Annotated in this window: 17 protein-coding genes; 5 read left to right on the top strand and 12 right to left on the bottom strand. The window is 73.1% G+C overall.

The features are described from left to right. Positions 1 to 27: 27 nt before the first annotated feature. Positions 28 to 3,153 carry an efflux RND transporter permease subunit gene (locus O2W20_RS07255; protein WP_269173311.1) on the bottom strand — a complete coding sequence of 1,042 codons (3,126 nt, stop codon included), beginning with the start codon at positions 3,151 to 3,153 and terminating at the stop codon, positions 28 to 30. Between the two features lie 118 nt (positions 3,154 to 3,271). Here O2W20_RS07255 and O2W20_RS07250 point away from each other — a divergent pair, with 118 nt between their 5' ends. After that, the gene (locus O2W20_RS07250) at positions 3,272 to 3,781 is read left to right on the top strand and encodes a MarR family winged helix-turn-helix transcriptional regulator (protein WP_269173312.1); all 510 of its coding nucleotides are present in this window, start codon (positions 3,272 to 3,274) and stop codon (positions 3,779 to 3,781) included. Positions 3,782 to 3,796: 15 nt separating this feature from the next. Here the strand turns inward: O2W20_RS07250 and O2W20_RS07245 are convergent, their stop codons facing one another. From O2W20_RS07245 to O2W20_RS07230, 4 genes are all read right to left on the bottom strand, one after another. Then, a complete protein-coding gene (locus O2W20_RS07245; RefSeq protein WP_269173313.1) occupies positions 3,797 to 4,213 on the bottom strand; it encodes an ankyrin repeat domain-containing protein in 417 nt (138 codons plus the stop codon). A 43-nt stretch (positions 4,214 to 4,256) separates the two neighbouring features. After that, a complete protein-coding gene (locus tag O2W20_RS07240; protein ID WP_269173314.1) occupies positions 4,257 to 5,009 on the bottom strand; it encodes a dienelactone hydrolase family protein in 753 nt (250 codons plus the stop codon). A gap of 43 nt (positions 5,010 to 5,052) precedes the next feature. Next, positions 5,053 to 5,655 carry a hypothetical protein gene (locus O2W20_RS07235; protein WP_269173315.1) on the bottom strand — a complete coding sequence of 201 codons (603 nt, stop codon included), beginning with the start codon at positions 5,653 to 5,655 and terminating at the stop codon, positions 5,053 to 5,055. A gap of 88 nt (positions 5,656 to 5,743) precedes the next feature. After that, entirely contained in the window at positions 5,744 to 5,956 is a 213-nt protein-coding gene (locus O2W20_RS07230) for a hypothetical protein (protein ID WP_269173316.1), read from the bottom strand. Positions 5,957 to 6,030: 74 nt separating this feature from the next. Here O2W20_RS07230 and O2W20_RS07225 point away from each other — a divergent pair, with 74 nt between their 5' ends. Then, on the top strand, positions 6,031 to 7,575 hold the full coding sequence (locus tag O2W20_RS07225) for a helix-turn-helix domain-containing protein (RefSeq protein ID WP_269173317.1): 1,545 nt from the start codon (positions 6,031 to 6,033) through the stop codon (positions 7,573 to 7,575). 18 nt (positions 7,576 to 7,593) lie between these two features. On the opposite strand, the gene O2W20_RS07220 is transcribed toward O2W20_RS07225, so the two are convergent. The 3 genes from O2W20_RS07220 to O2W20_RS07210 all read right to left on the bottom strand — a co-directional run bounded on the left by O2W20_RS07220 (position 7,594) and on the right by O2W20_RS07210 (position 9,258). Then, complete coding sequence (locus O2W20_RS07220; protein WP_269173318.1) at positions 7,594 to 8,136, bottom strand: hypothetical protein; 543 nt, start codon at positions 8,134 to 8,136, stop codon at positions 7,594 to 7,596. Continuing rightward, entirely contained in the window at positions 8,133 to 8,717 is a 585-nt protein-coding gene (locus O2W20_RS07215; RefSeq protein WP_269173319.1) for a hypothetical protein, read from the bottom strand. The genes O2W20_RS07220 and O2W20_RS07215 overlap by 4 nt, the downstream gene beginning before the upstream one ends. A 76-nt stretch (positions 8,718 to 8,793) precedes the next feature. After that, positions 8,794 to 9,258: a PPOX class F420-dependent oxidoreductase gene (locus O2W20_RS07210; protein ID WP_269173320.1), complete on the bottom strand. Its 465-nt coding sequence runs from the start codon at positions 9,256 to 9,258 to the stop codon at positions 8,794 to 8,796. Between the two features lie 115 nt (positions 9,259 to 9,373). Between O2W20_RS07210 and O2W20_RS07205 the strand changes: the two genes are divergently transcribed. Then, positions 9,374 to 10,678, top strand: coding sequence for an AI-2E family transporter (locus O2W20_RS07205; RefSeq protein ID WP_269173321.1), 1,305 nt, complete (start codon positions 9,374 to 9,376; stop codon positions 10,676 to 10,678). 95 nt (positions 10,679 to 10,773) lie between these two features. Beyond that, entirely contained in the window at positions 10,774 to 11,727 is a 954-nt protein-coding gene (locus O2W20_RS07200; protein WP_269173322.1) for a proteasome assembly chaperone family protein, read from the top strand. A 9-nt stretch (positions 11,728 to 11,736) separates the two neighbouring features. Here the strand turns inward: O2W20_RS07200 and O2W20_RS07195 are convergent, their stop codons facing one another. Continuing rightward, positions 11,737 to 12,039, bottom strand: coding sequence for a hypothetical protein (locus O2W20_RS07195; protein WP_269173323.1), 303 nt, complete (start codon positions 12,037 to 12,039; stop codon positions 11,737 to 11,739). A gap of 52 nt (positions 12,040 to 12,091) precedes the next feature. Beyond that, the gene (locus O2W20_RS07190; protein WP_269173324.1) at positions 12,092 to 12,433 is read right to left on the bottom strand and encodes a cupin domain-containing protein; all 342 of its coding nucleotides are present in this window, start codon (positions 12,431 to 12,433) and stop codon (positions 12,092 to 12,094) included. A gap of 280 nt (positions 12,434 to 12,713) precedes the next feature. Between O2W20_RS07190 and O2W20_RS07185 the strand changes: the two genes are divergently transcribed. After that, positions 12,714 to 13,973 carry an FAD-binding oxidoreductase gene (locus tag O2W20_RS07185; protein ID WP_269173325.1) on the top strand — a complete coding sequence of 420 codons (1,260 nt, stop codon included), beginning with the start codon at positions 12,714 to 12,716 and terminating at the stop codon, positions 13,971 to 13,973. A gap of 85 nt (positions 13,974 to 14,058) precedes the next feature. Here O2W20_RS07185 and O2W20_RS07180 read toward each other — a convergent pair whose 3' ends face one another. Further along, on the bottom strand, positions 14,059 to 15,726 hold the full coding sequence (locus O2W20_RS07180) for a catalase (protein ID WP_269173326.1): 1,668 nt from the start codon (positions 15,724 to 15,726) through the stop codon (positions 14,059 to 14,061). Continuing rightward, entirely contained in the window at positions 15,723 to 16,193 is a 471-nt protein-coding gene (locus O2W20_RS07175) for a Fur family transcriptional regulator (protein ID WP_269173327.1), read from the bottom strand. The genes O2W20_RS07180 and O2W20_RS07175 overlap by 4 nt, the downstream gene beginning before the upstream one ends. Between the last annotated feature and the right edge of the window lie 25 nt (positions 16,194 to 16,218).

The following is a 16,218-nucleotide window of genomic DNA, read 5'->3' as shown; positions in this document are numbered from 1 at the left end:
CGGGCGACCGGAACTGCGCACTCGGCGTCAGGCCGGCTGCAGCTCCTCCTCCACCGCCGGCTCCGACTGCCCGGCACCTGCGCGCTTCGCCGCCCGCCGCTCGCGGCGGGTCTCCAGCGAGGTGTAGAGCACCGGCACCAGCAGCAGGGTCAGCACCGTGGAGCTGATCAGCCCGCCGATCACGACCAGGGCCAGCGGCTGGGAGATGAACACCCCGCCGCCGGTGAGCCCGAACGCCATCGGGGTCAACGCCAGCACCGTGGCCGCCGCCGTCATCACGATCGGCCGCAGCCGCTGACGGGCCCCCTCGCTGACCGCCTCGGCCAGCGGGCGGCCGCGCTCGCGGTACTGGTTGACCAGGTCGATCAGCACGATCGCGTTCGTCACCACGATGCCGATCAGCATGAGGACGCCGATCAGCGCGGGCACGCCCAGCGGGGTGCCCGTGACCAGCAGCATCAGCAGCGCACCGGTCGCGGCGAACGGCACGGAGACGAGCAGGATGAACGGCTGGGCCAGGCTGCGGAAGGTCGCCACCATCACCAGGTAGACGATCACCACCGCGATCACCAGCGCCAGGCCCAGGTCGGCGAAGGCCTCGCCCTGGTCGGCGGCGACACCGCCGATCGACACCTCGGCACCGGCCGGCAGCTCCAGGTCGTCGATCGCCGCCTGCAGCGCGGTGGTCAGCGCGCCGAGGTCGGCGTCGGCCGGGGTCGCTGACACGGTCGCGCTGCGCTCGCCGTCGACCCGGGTGATCGAGCTCGGTGCCTGGGCCTCCTCGACGGTCGCCAGCTGGGTCAGCGGCACCAGGCCCCCGGCCGTCGGCAGCACGACCGCGCGGAGCTGCTCGACCGTCTCCGGGGCCTGCACCGGGTCCAGGTAGACCGGGGTGGTCGCGTCGTCGACGTCGATCTCCCCCAGCGGGACGGCGTTGGTCAGCCCGGCCAGGGTGCGGGTCACCTGCGCCTGGGTCAGCCCGACCTGGGCCGCCGCGACCGGGTCGACGTCGACCCGCACAACCGGCAGCCCGGCCGACAGGTCGTTGGTCACGTCGGTGGCCCCGGGGACCTCCGCCACGGCCTGCTGCACCTGGTCGGCGGCGTCGGCCAGCACGTTGGCGTCGGCCGCCTGGACCAGCACGTCGACCGTGGAGCTGCCGAACCCGGACCCGGCCGCCGCCACCGTCACGTCACCGACGTCGGCGAGGTCCCCGGCGACCGTCCGGATCTCCGCGCGGGTCTCCTCGGGGCCGCCGTCCTCGGCCAGGGTCAGGGAGAAGGTCGCCGTGGGCGTGCCGCCGCCCCCGTTAAACGCGGCGAACCCGCCGGCCGAGCCGACCGTGGTCTGCACGGTCTCCACCCCGGCCAGCTCACCCAGCGCCTCCTCCAGCACGCGGGCCCGCTCGTCCTGCGCGGCCAGGCTGGTGCCGGCCGGGTAGGCGGCGGTCACGGTGACGGTGTCCTCGCCGGCGTCGCCGATGAAGTTGGTCTGCAGCAGCGGGGTGAGCGCCAGGGTGCCGACGAAGACGGCCAGCGCACCGGCGACGGTCCAGCGGCGGTGCGCCAGCACGCCGCGCAGTGCCGGGACGTACAGCCGCTGCAACCAGGTACGCCGTTCCACCGCCTCGGCCGCCTCCCGCTCCCGGGCCAGCTCGGCGGTCTCCTCGCGGTCGGTCTCCGGCGCCTTGAGGAACGCCGAGGCGATGACCGGGACGATGGTCAACGAGACGACCAGGGAGGCGAGGAGGGCGATCGCGACGGTGAGCGCGAACGGCCGGAAGAGCTCACCGACCAGGCCCCCCACCAGCGCGATCGGCAGGAAGACCGCGGCGGTGGCGATGGTCGAGGAGGTGATCGCCCCGGCCACCTCGCGGACCCCGCCGAGGATCGCCCGGGTGCGCCCCTCGCCGTAGGACAGGTGCCGCTTGATGTTCTCGATGACCACGATCGAGTCGTCGACCACGCGGCCGATCGAGACGGTCAGCGCGCCCAGGGTGAGGATGTTCAGCGAGAAGCCGGCCACCTGCAGGCCGATGAAGGTCACGCACAGCGACACCGGGATCGAGATCGCCGAGATCAGCGTGGAGCGCACGGAGCCCAGGAAGACCAGGATCACGACGAGGGCGAACAGCAGCCCGAGCCCGCCCTCGGTGGCCAGGCCCTCGATCGACTCCTCGATGAACGGCGCCTGGTCGAACACCACGGCGACCGTGCTGCCCGCACCCAGCAGCTCCCGCACCTGCGGCAGCAGGTCGGCCACGGCGTTCGAGATGTCGACGGTGTTGCCGTCCGGGGTCTGGGTGAGCCCGACCGAGAGGGCGGGCTGGCCGTCGACCCGCGAGTAGGACGTCGCCGGCGCCTCGCCCAGCTCGACCGTGGCGACCTCGCCCAGCGGGACGACGGCACCGTCGGCGCCGGTCAGCGGGACGGCGCGGAGCTCCTCGACCGAGGTGAGCCGGTCACCGGCCTGCACCGAGAGGGTCTGCTCCCCCTCCGTCACCGTGCCGGCGGGCAGCACCACGCCGTTCTCCTCCAGCACGGTCGTGACCGCGGCAGCCGGGATCCCGGCTGCCGCGAGCGCGGCGGCGTCCAGCGCGATCTGCACCCGGGGCTCGCTGGCCCCGGTGACCGTCACGTCGCGGACCCCCTCGACCTGCTCGAACAGCGGGACGACGGCTGCCTCGATGCGGTCGGACAGGGCGGCGGCGTCGCCCGGCGCGGCGATCGCCAGCTGCACGACGGGGAGATCGGCCAGTGACCCGGCGAGCACCTGCGGCTCGACGTCGGCGGGGAGCTGTGCCTGCACCCGGCTGACCGCGGTCTGCAGCGCGGCGGTGGCCCGGTCGAGGTCGGACCCGTACTCCAGCTCGACGGTGACCGTGCCCAACCCGGTGCTGGCCGTGGAGGTCGTGGCGACCACGCCGTCCACGGTGCTGATCGCCTGCTCGAGTGGCAGCACGACCTGGCGCTCCACCACGTCGGGCGAGGCGCCGGGCTGAGCGGCGACGACGGCGGCCGCGGGGATCTGCAGGCTGGGGATCAGTTCCTGCTTCAGCGAGCCGGCCGAGATCAGTCCGAACACGAGCACCGCGATGGTGGCCAGCGCCACCAGGGCTCGGTTGCGCAAGGACAGGACGGCGAGACGGGACACGCGTTCCTCCACGGCCGGGGCCGGTGTCGGGAGTGGACTTCCCGCTCAGCTTGCCCCGAGTAGTTAGCTTCGAGCAAACTACTCGTCCACGCCGGCGACCCCTCTGAAGGAGGCGACGATGACCACCGAGCCCCGCGTGCCCGACCCCAAGGACGTGCCCGACGACTGGCCCGAGGGCTGGCGCGACCTCCCCGCCGAGGTCCTGGCGGTGCTGTGCCTCGGCGCGCAGATCGGCGACTACAGCATGCGTCGCCGCCTCGGGCCGCTGTTGGACACCCCGCTCACCCTCCAGCAGCTGCGCGGGCTGACCTTTCTGGTGATCGAGGAGTCGATGACCCCGCAGCACCTCAGCGAGCTGCTGGAGGTGAGCCCGGCCACCATCACCGGCCTGGTCGACCGGCTGGTCCGCGCCGGCATGGTCGACCGGACCCCGGACAGCCGGGACGGCCGGGGCCGGGTGCTCACCCCCACCCGGGCCGGGGTCCGGGTGGTCCGGCGGCTGATGGCCTCGGACGTGGAGACCGACGCAGCCGTGCTGCAGGCCCTGGACCCGACCGAGCTCGCGGCCCTGCACGGGGGTCTCTCCGGCGTCCTGCGGGCCCTGCGCGAGCAGGACGACGAGAGCTGATCGCCCGCGCGGCGGTCAGGCGGTGGGGCGCTCCAGCAGGGCGGTCATCTCCGGCAGGTCGAAGAACTGCGCCGTCGCCCGGGCACTGGGCTGGCCGTGGTCCGGGTCGGCCCCGGCGGCCAGCAGGAGGCGCACCGTCTCGGCCGACTGCTTGAACACGGCGGCGGCCAGCGCCGTCTGCCCACGGTCGTTCGCCCGGATGTGGTCCGCCCCGCGCTCCAGCAGTGCCGCGACCGTCGACGCCCGGCCCTGGTAGGCGGAGAGGATGAGCAGCGTGTCGCCCTTGTCGTTGGTCAGGTTGGCCGGCACCCCGGCGTCGAGGTAGGCCACCAACTGCTCGGTGTCGCCCTCCCGCGCCAGGTCGAAGACCTTCGCGGCGAGCGCGATGACGCCCGGGTCGATGGGCTGCTGAGGAGGCTGCGGCTCGGTCACGCCACCGAGCGTAGGGGCCCGGTGGCGTGGGTCGACCGCCCGCTCAGGAGCCACTCACCCGATCGGTGAGGGCGAGCACGTGCCGCCAGGCGTCCTCGCAGGCCTCGGCCCACTCGTCGAACGACCGGTCGAAGAAGGAGTGCGGCGCCCCCTCGTAGACCACCTCGTCCACCTCGGCCCCGGCCGCGCGCATCCGCGCGGCCAGCTGCTGCTGCTCCGCCACCGGGGTGGCGCTGTCCGCCCCGGCGATGATCATCACCACCGGCTTGCGGGCGCCGTCCGCGGCATCGCCCACCAGGCTGGGCCGGCCGTAGAAGCCGGCGCTGCCGGCCAGGTCCAGGTCCCCGGCCGACTGCCGCCAGGCGTGGCTGCCGCCGAAGCAGAACCCGACGGTGACCACCGGCAGCGCCGGGTCGGTACGGCTGCGCAGGTACTCGATCCCGGCGGTGGTGTCCGCGTCGACGCCGGCCGACGTGGTCTGCGGGATGTGCACCCCCCAGTCGAAGTCCTCCTCGCGGGTGCCGTTCTCGGCGATCCCCGCGGTGCGGCCGAACCAGTCCACCGCGACCGCGGCCAGCCCGGCCTCGGCGAACCGCTCCGCCAGGGCGACGTAGTACGGGTGCAGGCCGCGGATGTCGGGCAGCAGGACGACGCCGGCGCGCGGTGCGGTGGCCGGGGCGGCGTAGGCGGCGGAGAACCGGGTGCCGTCGGCGGCGGTCAGCGTGAGGGTGCCCCGCTCGGCGACCGCCCCGACGGTGGGCGGCGCGGGCGGGCGGCTGTCGTGGTCGTGGCACATGCCGACGTGTCTACCGCCGCCCCCCGCGGCGCGCAGCCGGAGCTCAGCCCTGGTCGCCGGCCCCGCCGCCGGCGTCGCCGCCACCGCCGTCCCCGTTGCCGCCGTCGGCGGCACGGTCCGGTGCGCTCGGGTCGCCCCCGAAGACGCTCGCCGCGACGTCCCGGCGCACCTCGGTGACCCAGTCGTGCTGGCGGTTCGCCTGCCGGATCAGCCGGTCCAGCAGGTCGGCGTCGATCCGGCTGTCCACGGTGGCCGCGATCCGCAACGTCTCGAAGCCGCTCCGCTTGCCCCGCACCGCGGAGGCGAGGAACTCGAACTCGACCAGCTCGCTGGACGGGGACCGGCTGAGCAGGTGCCCGTTCAGCTTCGCCCGGCTCGCCTTCTCCGCGATCCAGGTGGCCACCTGCTTGTACTGGCGCACCGGGAAGCCCAGCGCCTGCGCGACCCCGGTGATCGCGGCCTTCTCCTCACGGAGCTCGTCGAGCAGCTGGCGGAGGGGCTGCTCGCGCTCCGTCCCGCGGTGCACCCCGATCATCCGGGAGACCAGCTCGATGCCACCGGCGGCCGCAGCGAGGTGGTCGTTGACGTAGACGGCCAGCAGCTCTGGGTGGGACACGGAACCGGTCGGCGCCGGGGTCTGGGTCACGGGGTTCTCCTCGCAGGCAGGGCCGTTTCCGGCCACCCCATCATGTCCGGTGACCACCGGTTCGACACCCGGCACCCTCGGGAAGGGCCTAGCGACGGTTCCGCCGGTTCCAGCTGGTCCACGAGTGGTCCCGGATGAAGGGGCTGACGACCTCGGCGTCCCGCCGGCCCTCCCGGACCTCGCGCCAGACGTCGGAGTGGTGCAGCGAGCGGGATCCGCGCCGGCGGGCCGAGTGGTCCATCCACCAGGCCGCCCCGAGCAGGAGGGTCACCACGACGCCGACCACCACCCAGAAGACCATGACCCATCCTGACCGACCGGACAGCTCCGCACCTCGATCGGCCGGATCTCATCTGTGAGATACCTTGGCCCGCGATGACGCTGACCGAGGAGACGACGACCCAGTCCCTGCGCCAGATCGGTGCGCTCGTCCGGGACGCCCGGCGACACCACGGGCTCACCCAGACGCAGCTGGGCGAGCGCCTGGGCACCAGCCAGAGCGCGATCGCCCGGATCGAACAGGGCAACCAGAACCTCACCCTGGAACTGCTGGGCCGGTTGTCGGCCGCGCTGGACAGCGAGCTGATCACCGTCGGCCGCAGCGGCCCCACCCACCTGCGGGTCAGCGGCGGCACGCCGCTGTCGGGCAGCGTCACGGTCAAGTCCTCGAAGAACGCCGCCGTCGCGCTGCTCTGCGCCGCACTGCTCAACCGCGGCCGGACGACGTTGCGCAACGTCTCCCGCATCGTCGAGGTGGACCGGATCCTGGCCGTGCTCACCTCGATCGGCGTCTCGGCCACCTGGGACGCCGCCGGCCGGGACCTCACCCTCGTCGTCCCCGAGCAGCTCGACCTCTCCGCCATCGACGCCGATGCGGCCCGGCGCACGCGCAGCATCATCATGTTCCTGGGGCCGCTGCTGCACCGGGCCGAGGACTTCCGGCTCCCCTACGCCGGCGGCTGCGACCTGGGCACCCGCACCGTCGAGCCGCACATGATCGCGCTGCGCCCCTTCGGGCTGGAGGTCGAGGCGCACGCCGGGGAGTACCGGGCAACCGTCGCCCCGCCCGTGGCCCGGGACCGGACGATCGTGCTGACCGAGCGCGGCGACACGGTGACGGAGAACGCGCTGCTGGCCGCGGCCCGGCACGACGGGACGACGACGATCCGCAACGCCAGCCCGAACTACATGGTCCAGGACCTCTGCCTGTACCTGGAGCTGCTCGGCGTACGGATCGAGGGCTTCGGGACGACGACCCTGGTGGTCACCGGCAAGCCCGTGCTCGACGCCGACGTCGACTACCCGCTCTCGGAGGACCCGGTGGAGGCGATGAGCCTGCTGACCGCCGGGATCGTGACCAGCTCGGAGCTCACCGTGCGCCGGGCGCCGATCGAGTTCCTGGAGATCGAGCTGGCGATCCTCGCCGAGATGGGGCTGCAGTTCGACCTGTCCCCGGAGTACCCGGCCGACAACGGGCGCACCCGGCTCGTCGACATCACCCTGCACCCCTCCCAGCTGCGGGCGCCCATCGACAAGGTGCACCCGATGCCCTTCCCGGGGCTCAACATCGACAACCTGCCCTTCTTCGCAGTGATCGCCGCGACCGCCACCGGCAGCACGCTGATCCACGACTGGGTCTACGACAACCGGGCGATCCACCTCTCCGACCTGACCCGGCTGGGCGCTGACGTGCGCCTGCTCGACCCGCACCGGGTGCTGGTGGAGGGGCCGACGCGCTGGTCGGCGGCGGAGATCGTCTGCCCGCCCGCGCTGCGCCCGGCGGTCTGCATCCTGCTGGCGATGCTGGCGGCCAAGGGCGACTCGGTGCTGCGGAACGTGGACATCATCGCCCGCGGCTACGAGCAGCTCTACGAGCGGCTGGTCGAGATGGGCGCCCGGATCGAGGTCTTCTCGGACTAGCCCCCACAGGGGGCCCGGTCAGACGCGCAGCAGGACGGCGACGCCGACGCAGCCGAGGGCCCAGAGACCGCTGGCCAGCGTGCCGATGATGAACCGCTCGGACGCGACCGGGGCCTTCAGCTCGTTGAACCGGCCCAGCCCCTTCACCGCGATCAGCACGGCGAGCCCCTCGGCGAACCCGGCCAGCACGGTGACGGCGATGGCGGTGCGCTCGAGCACGCCGATCCAGGCGCCGCCCCGGAGCACCTCCGGGTCCGAGGCGCGCCGCCGCCCGGGCACCCGGTCGGGGTCGGCCGCCCGGAGGACGGCGGTGGCCACCGGCCCCCCGCCCAACGCGGCCGAGGCGACCGCCAGCAGCACCCCGCCGATCGCCGCCCCGTCGCCGACCCGACCCGCCCGCCAGGCGAGCGCGGCCGCGGCGCCCAGCAGCAGGACCAGCAGCAGCCCGCCGAACCGGCTGCCCCGCCGGTCGGTCTGCGGGGTCAGTGCGCCTCCGGCCACGGCCAGGACGCCGAGGCACACGAGTGCCGCGATGCCCATCCCACCGCCCACTGCGCTCATCCCGCCGCCCGGGCCAGCAGACGTGCCGCCGTCGGGTGCAGGTCCCGCTCGACGTCCCACAGGCCGGCGCCCAGCCGCTGCCCCACCGCCTGCCGGGTGACCCCCAGCTCGGTGGCCGCCTGGGCCTGGGTGCGCCCGGCCTCGACCAGCTCGATCGCCTCCCACGCCTGGTCGCTGCGCCGCTCGACAAGCACGGCGAGCGCGCTCAGCACCGCCTGCGCATCAGCGGCCGACTCGGGCACCGGCCCCCGCACGGCGAGCCGCACGGGGCGGCGCTTGGCCGCCTCCACGGCGGCCCGGGCGGCGACGAACGCCGGGCCGGCCCCCGCCCGGGTGCTGCCCGGCAGCGGCGTGTGCACCGGGCCCACCCCGATCCCGAGGCTCCACCCCCCGTCCCGCGCCAACCGGCGGACGACGTCGACCACCACGGCCGGGTCGTCGAGCAGGCCCTGGAACTCGTCACCGGCGGTGCGCTCGAAGCGGAGCACGGTGGGCACGTCAGCCAGTGCGCTCAGCACCTCGGGCACCCGGTCCGGGCTGCTGCGACTGTCCCGCTGGTCGACCGTGAGCACGAAGGGCATGGGGCAAGTCCATCAGCTTGCTCGGCTGGAAGCAAGCTCCTGACCTTGTCGGCGCGGCGCGGACCGGAGCGTCGGGTCAGGAGTCGGCCGGAGCCGGCGGGAAGCCGCCGGTGGCCACCGGCCCCCACCGCTCGATGGTGACCCGCAGCAGCGCCTTGCCCTGGCGCTGCATCGCCGCCCGGTACTCGTCCCAGTCGGGGTGCTCACCGCTGATCGACCGGAAGTAGTCGACCAGCGGGTCGAGCGCTTCCGGCAGGTCGAGCACCTCGGCCTGGCCGTCGACCTGGACCCAGGGGCCGTCGAAGTCGTCGGACAGCACGCAGAGCGAGACCCGGGGGTCGCGCCGGGCGTTGACCGCCTTGGCCCGCTGCGGGTAGGTGGAGACCACCACCCGCCCCTGGTCGTCGACGCCACAGGTCACCGGGGACAGCTGCGGGCTCCCCTCGCTGCGGCGGGTGAGCAGGAGGGCCTTGTGCCGGGGGCGCAGGAAGGCGAGCAGTTCGTCACGGTCCACCCGGTCGGCGGTGGCGGTCTTCGGCATGCCCGGAACCTACGACGTGCCTCCGACGGTCCGCGCCCCGGCGTCGGCCCGCACTCCGCACAGGATCACGTCCAGCCGATCGGTGGGACACGGCCGGGTGTGTTGGGATCAGGCCATGCCCGACGAACGCCGCCCCGACCCCGCCGCCGAGATCCCCGACGACGAGCACGGCGGGGACACCGGCGCGAGCCGGGTCAGCACCGAGACCGCGGCGGGGCCCACCGACGATCCCGACGTGGCGACGACCCGTGCGCCGATCCCCGGTCCGGAACGGGCCCGGCGCCTGCAGGCCGCGAGCCGCCGGGTGGCGGTCGTCTCGGGCGAACTGATCCTCATCGTCGTCGCCCTGCTCATCATCGGGCGGGTCATCGGCGAGCTGTGGGTCGTCCTGCTCCCCGTCGTCCTCGCGCTGCTCTTCACCACCGTGCTGTGGCCGGTGGCCCGCTTCCTGCGCAACCACTCCTGGCCGCCGGCGCTGGCGTCACTGGTCGTCCTGCTGCTCTTCCTGGGCGCGTTCGGCGGGATCGTCGCCGTCATCGCGCCCCAGGTGGTCGGGCAGGTCGAGGAGGTCGCCGACGGCGTGACCGAGGGCCTGGAGCAGGTGCAGGACTACCTGGCCGGCCCGCCGTTCAACGTCGACGACGACCAGATCGGCAACGCCGTCAACTCCATCGTCGACTCGGTGCAGAGCAACGCGCAGAACATCGCCGGCTACGCCGTCACGACCGCGACCACGATCGGCGGCCTGCTGATCAACCTGGTGCTCGCGCTGGTGCTGACCTTCTTCTTCCTCAAGGACGGCCCGAAGTGGGTGCCGTGGCTGGCGGCGCAGACCGGCCCGCAGGCCGCCCCGCACGTCGCGGCGCTGTCGCTGAAGACGTGGCGCACGCTGTCGGAGTTCATCCGCCAGCAGGCGATCGTCGGTTTCGTGGACGCCTTCTTCATCGGCGTCGGGCTGCTCGTGCTCGGCGTGCCGCTGGTGGTGCCGCTGGCCGTGCTGACCTTCTTCGGTGCGTTCATCCCGATCATCGGTGCCTTCGTCGCCGGTGGCTTCGCCGTCCTCATCGCGCTGGTCGACAGTGGCCTGACCACGGCGCTGATCGTCCTCGGCCTGATCATCGTGGTGCAGCAGATCGAGGGGAACGTGCTGCAGCCGATCCTGCAGGGCCGCGGCCTGAACCTGCACGCCGCCGTGGTGATCCTGGCGGTGACGGCCGGGGCCAGCCTGGCCGGGATCATCGGGGCCTTCCTGGCGGTGCCGGTCGCCGCGCTGATCGCGGTCGCCTACCGCTACGGCCGCGACGTGCTCGACGGCAACAACCCCGAGGTCGACGACGACGGCACCCGGGGGCAGCTGACCCGCGACGCCGCCGGCACCCACCTGGTGCGCGAACCGGCCGACACGACGCCCGGCAGCTGACCGACCTCCCCCGGCGGGAGGACGATGGGAATGCACCGGCCGCCCGCGGGGCTGGTGACCACGTGCAGCCCGACCAGCCGTCAGGAGGACGCCCCGTGCCGCAGCGACCGGAGGACCTCGTCGAGGTGCTCCCCGAGGCAGAGCCGTTCCTCGCCCGCGAGGCGGCCGTGTCCGCGCCCGAGCAGCGCACGGGCCTGGTGCTCGTCCACGACCTGGCCGGTGAGTTCGACGCCGCGCACGCGGGGGCGCTCACCGGAGCTCACCTGCTCGATGCGCTGCCCAACCGGCTCATCGCCCGCTTCGACGTCGACGCGCTGGTCGACTACCGGGGCCACCGGCCGCGGATGACGTTCTCCGGCGACCGGTACGTGTCGATCTCCTCCCCCGAGATCGGGCTGTACGCGCTGGAGGACGACGGCGGGACGCCGTTCCTGCTGCTGCACGGCGCCGAGCCCGACTACGCCTGGGAGCGGTTCGTCGCCGCCGTGCTGCAGCTGGTCGACCGGCTGGGCGTGACCTCGGCGGTCGCGCTGCACGCGATCCCGATGCCGGTGCCGCACACCCGCCCGGTGACCGTGACCGCGCACGCGACGCGGCGGCAGCTCATCGAGTCCTATCCGCTCTACTGGGGGGAGATGCGGATCCCCGGGAGCGTCGGGGCGTTGCTGGAGCTGCGGCTCGGGGAGGCCGGCGTCGACGCCCTGGGCATCGCCGCGCACGTCCCGCACTACCTGACCCAGGCCACCTACCCGGCGGCCTCGCTCACCCTGCTGGAGCACCTGACGCGGCTCACCGGCCTGCACGTGCCGGTCGAGACGCTGCGCGAGGCGGCCGAGGCACACCGCACCGAGGTCGACGAGCAGATCGCCCGCTCCAGTGAGAACACCGCGGTGGTCAACGCCCTGGAGGAGCAGTTCGACTCCTTCGCCGCCTCCCGCGAGGAGACCGGGCTGCTCGGGTTCAGTGGCGAGATGCCCACCGGCGATGAGCTCGGCGCGCAGATCGAGCGGTTCCTCGCCGAGCAGGACGGCGACCGCCCCGCCGAGTGACGCCGCGGCTCAGCCGGCGAGCACCCGGGCGACCGCGAGCGCCTGCGGGTCGACCGGCGTCCCGGTGGCGGCCGAGCGCAGCCAGGCGGCCAGCGGGCCGGCCACCACCGGGGACAGGGTGACGATCCACTCCGCCGTCCGTGCCCGGGCCTCGGCCACGTGCTCGGTGCTGCCGTCCGCCGAGCGGGCGACCACCTCCGGCCGGGAGGCCAGCAACCCGCCGACCGTCCAGCTGCCCCCGGTGGTCCGCGCCGCCAGCTCCTCGAGCCGGCCGGCTGCGGCCAGCAGCACTGCCGCGTCCGAGTCGCCCATGGCCTCGGTCTCCGCTCCCTGAGGTCCGTCGGTCACCGGAACGTGTGGGCGCTCAGGCCGGGAGCTTCGCCACCGTCAGCAGGACGACGGAGTCCTCGAGCGCCTCCAGGGCGTGCCGCTCGGCCGGGACGGCGAGCAGCTCGCCCTTCCCGAGCTCCTGGGGAGCGGCGGTGGAGGTCAGCCGGACCCGCCCCTCCAGCACCAGCAGGGTCGCCTCGCCGGGGTTCTCGTGCTCGGCGAGCCCCGTGCCCCCGCGCAACGCGATCACGGTCTGCCGCAGGGTCGCCTCGTGGCCGCCGTGGACCGTGTGTGCCGCCCGGCCGCTGTGCGCGTCGGCCGCCGCGGCGGCCAGGTCACGGGTCATCCCCCACACGTCCTGTCGTTCGCCGTTCATGCGCGTCCTCTCCATCGTCCGGGACCTCGGGCGGCCGGTACGACCCGCGCCCGGCGCGAGGACTGGGCCCGGCACCGCCCCGGACCATGCCCGCTGCCTGCCGGTCCTGGCAACCCGTTCGGTCGGCGCCGGCCCTCACAGCAGGTCCCGACCGGAGCGCCCACCGTCGGTGATGACCAAAGACCTGCTGCGGAACCGGGCGACCCCCACCAGACTCGGGGTGCCCCCGCCCACCGGGACCCGGTGGGCGGGAAGAGCACGACCCCGACGCAAGGAGCTCATGTTGCTGTCCGATCGATCACGTCCGGTCATCGAGGCGACCCTGCCGGTCGTCGCCGAGAACATCGAGGAGATCGCCCGGCGCTTCTACGCGCACCTGTTCGGCGCCCACCCGGAGCTGCTCGACGGGACGTTCAACCGCGGCAACCAGGCCGAGGGCACCCAGCAGGTGGCCCTGGCCGGCTCGGTCGCCGTCTTCGCCAGCGCACTCGTCCAGGACCCGGAGCAGGTCCCCGAGCACCTGCTGGCCCGGATCGCGCACAAGCACGCCTCGCTGGGCATCACCCCGGCGCAGTACGACGTCGTCCACGACAACCTGTTCTGGGCGATCGTCGACGTGCTCGGTGAGGCCGTCACCCCGGAGGTGGCCGCAGCCTGGGACGAGGTCTACTGGCTGATGGCCTACGCGCTGATCAACATGGAGCGCGGCCTCTACAGCTCCCGCGGGGTGCGGCCGGAGACCGTGTGGCGCGAGTGGGAGGTCGCCGAGAAGACCGCGGAGACCGCCGACGTCGTCACCTTCCGGGTGAAGCGGATCGACGACCGGCTGGTGAAGACCTCCCTGCCCGGCCAGTACGTCTCGGTGAAGATGCTGATGCCCGACGGCGTCCACCAGCCCCGGCAGTACAGCCTGACCCGGGCCGACGACGGCGAGCACCGCCAGTTCTCGGTCAAGCGGGTGCGCGGCGGCGACAAGCCCGGCGGCGAGGTCTCGAACCTGCTGTGCGACCAGGTCCAGGTCGGCGACGTCCTCACGATGTCGCTGCCGTTCGGGGACGTCGTCCTCGACGACTCCGGCCGCCCGGTCGTCTTCGCCAGCGCCGGCATCGGGATCACCCCGATGGCCGGGATGATCTCGCACCTGACCGCGGCCGGTTCGCGGCTGCCGATCACCCTGCTGCACGCCGACGTCGACGAGAGCTCCTTCGCCCTGCGGGAGCAGATCAGCGCTGATGTGCAGCAGCTGCCCAACGCCTCGCTGCACGTCTGGTACGAGCAGGGTGCGGAGGGCTCGCTGCCCGTCGCCGGCATGCACGCCGGGATGATGGACGTCGGGGCGATCGACCTGCCCGAGGGGGCGGCGTACTACCTGTGCGGTCCGCTGCCGTTCATGCGCGCCGTGCGCAGCGCGCTCATCGACCGCGGCGTGCCGGGCCGGGACATCCAGTACGAGGTGTTCGGCCCCGACCTGTGGCAGGCCGACCTGGCCGCCGAGCCGACGCCGGACGCCACCGCCCACCCGGTCGCCGCGCAGGCCTGACCGACCCTGCACAGCACTGCGGGCCGCGTCCGGAACTCCCGGACGCGGCCCGCAGGTCCTGCGATGGGGCCTCAGCCCCGGTGGGTCACCCCGCCAGGACGACGTGCTCGTTGGGCACGCAGTGCGTCATCGTCAGGCTCGAGACGTCGCGCGGGCCGTTCTTGCCGAGGTTGGCCGCACGCTGCAGCTCCGCCTCGGTCAGCGTCTGGGTCTGCAGCGGCTGCATCCCCCGGACGTCGTCCGCGGAGATGCCCAGGCCCTCGCCGACGCGCTGACCCAGCTCGTCCTCGACCATGAAGAGGTGCCACATCATCCGCTCCTGGATCGGCCGGTCGCACTGCGACAGGTTGGCGATCAGGTTGGCGACGAGGTCGTCCTTCTCCCACTGCTCGGACAGCAGGTAGCGCTGGCCGGCCTGGGTGTAGTCGTCGGTGCGCTCGATCCGCTTGCGGGTCAGCCGGCCGGTGATCTCCGGGCCCTGCTCGTCGTGCGTGGGGTACTCGGCCTCGCGCAGGCCGCCCAGGATCGACGGCTCGTAGTTGACGTGCGGGTTCTGCCCGGGACCCAGGTCCACGCCGTAGGCCATCGCCCCGTCGCGCTGGTTGGTGGCGACCTTGACGCCCTTGGGCTGGTTCACCGGCAGCTGCAGGTAGTTCGGGCCCACCCGGTAGCGCTGGGTGTCGGAGTAGGAGAACGTCCGGCCGACCAGCATCTTGTCGTCGGAGAAGTCCAGCCCGTCGACGAGCACACCGGTGCCGAAGGCGATCTGCTCGCTCTCGGTGAAGAAGTCCTGCGGCGTGCGGTTCAGCGTCATGGTGCCGACCTTGCGCAGCGGGAACTCGTTCTCCGGCCACACCTTGGTGTCGTCCAGCGGGTCGAAGTCCAGCTCCGGGTGGTCGTGGTCGTCCATCAGCTGGACGTGCAGGTCCCAGGACGGGAACTCGCCGCGCTCGATGGCCTCGTAGAGGTCCTTCGTGTGCACGCCGAGCTCCTTGCCCTGCGCGACCGCGGCGTCGGCCTCGGTCCAGGACTTGACGCCCTGCTTGGGCAGCCAGTGGTACTTGACCAGCTTGGTCTCACCGGCGGCGTTGACCCACTTGTAGGTGTTCACGCCGAAGCCCTGCATGGTGCGGTAGCTCGCCGGCAGGCCGCGGGGGCTGAGGACGAGCGTCATCATGTGCAGCGCCTCGGGCGACTGCGACCAGAAGTCGAAGACCCGGTTGGCGACCTGGCGCTCGAAGGTGACCGGGTCGGGCTTCTGCGAGTGGATGAAGTCGGGGAACTTGATGGCGTCCCGGATGAAGAAGACACCCAGGTTGTTGCCGACGAGGTCCCAGTTGCCGTCCTCGGTGTAGAACTTCACCGCGAAGCCGCGCGGGTCACGCGCCGCCTCCGAGGAGTCCCGGCCACCGGCGACGGTGGAGAAGCGCAGCGCGACCTCGGTCTCCTTGCCCTGCTCCTGGAAGAGCTTGGCGCGGGTGTACTTGCTGATCGGCTCGTCGCCGACGGTGCCGTCGGCCACGAAGACGCCGAAGGCGGTGGCGCCACGGGCGTGCACGACACGCTCCGGGATGCGCTCCCGGTCGAAGTGGCTGATCTTCTCCAGAAACTGGTAGTTCTCCAGCGTGGCCGGGCCACGCGAGCCCACCGTGCGCTGGTTCTGGTTGTCGTAGATCGGGTGTCCCTGACGGTTGGTCAGGACGGCCCGCTCGGCCTCAGTGGCCGCAGGGCCCTGCGATGCGACGTCGGTCATGCGATCACTCCTTCTTCGGTGGCACTGCTCGTTCCGTACCCGTGCGTTCCGCGCGACACCTGACAGCTCGCGCAGAGTCCCCAGAAGACGACCTCGGCCTCGTCCACGGCGAAACCCGCCGCGTCCGAGGGCGCCAGGCAGGGCGCCTGGCCCACGACGCAGTCGACGTCGGCGATCAGCCCACACCCCCGGCAGACCAGGTGGTGGTGGTTGTCGCCGACCCGCAGCTCGTACAGCGCCGGCCCACCGGCCGGCTCGATGCGGCGGGCGAGCCCGCTGCCGACGAGCGCCTTGAGCACCCCGTAGACCGCCTGCGGCGAGATCGAGGGGTGGACGGTGCGCGCGGCGGTGGCGATGGTGTCGGCGTCGACGTGCGGGTGCTCGGCGAGCACCCCGAGCACGGACAGCCGCGGCCGCGTGACGCGCAGCCCCGCCGTCCGCAGCTGCTCTTCCCAGGTCGTCTCCATCAGCAACCAGTGAACGCTCTTGTCT

The sequence above is a fragment of the Modestobacter sp. VKM Ac-2982 genome (assembly GCF_026967935.1).
Taxonomy (GTDB): Bacteria; Actinomycetota; Actinomycetes; order Mycobacteriales; family Geodermatophilaceae; genus Modestobacter.
The sequence above is the reverse complement of the archived record's forward strand: the minus strand, read 5'-3'. Positions and strand labels throughout refer to the sequence as shown.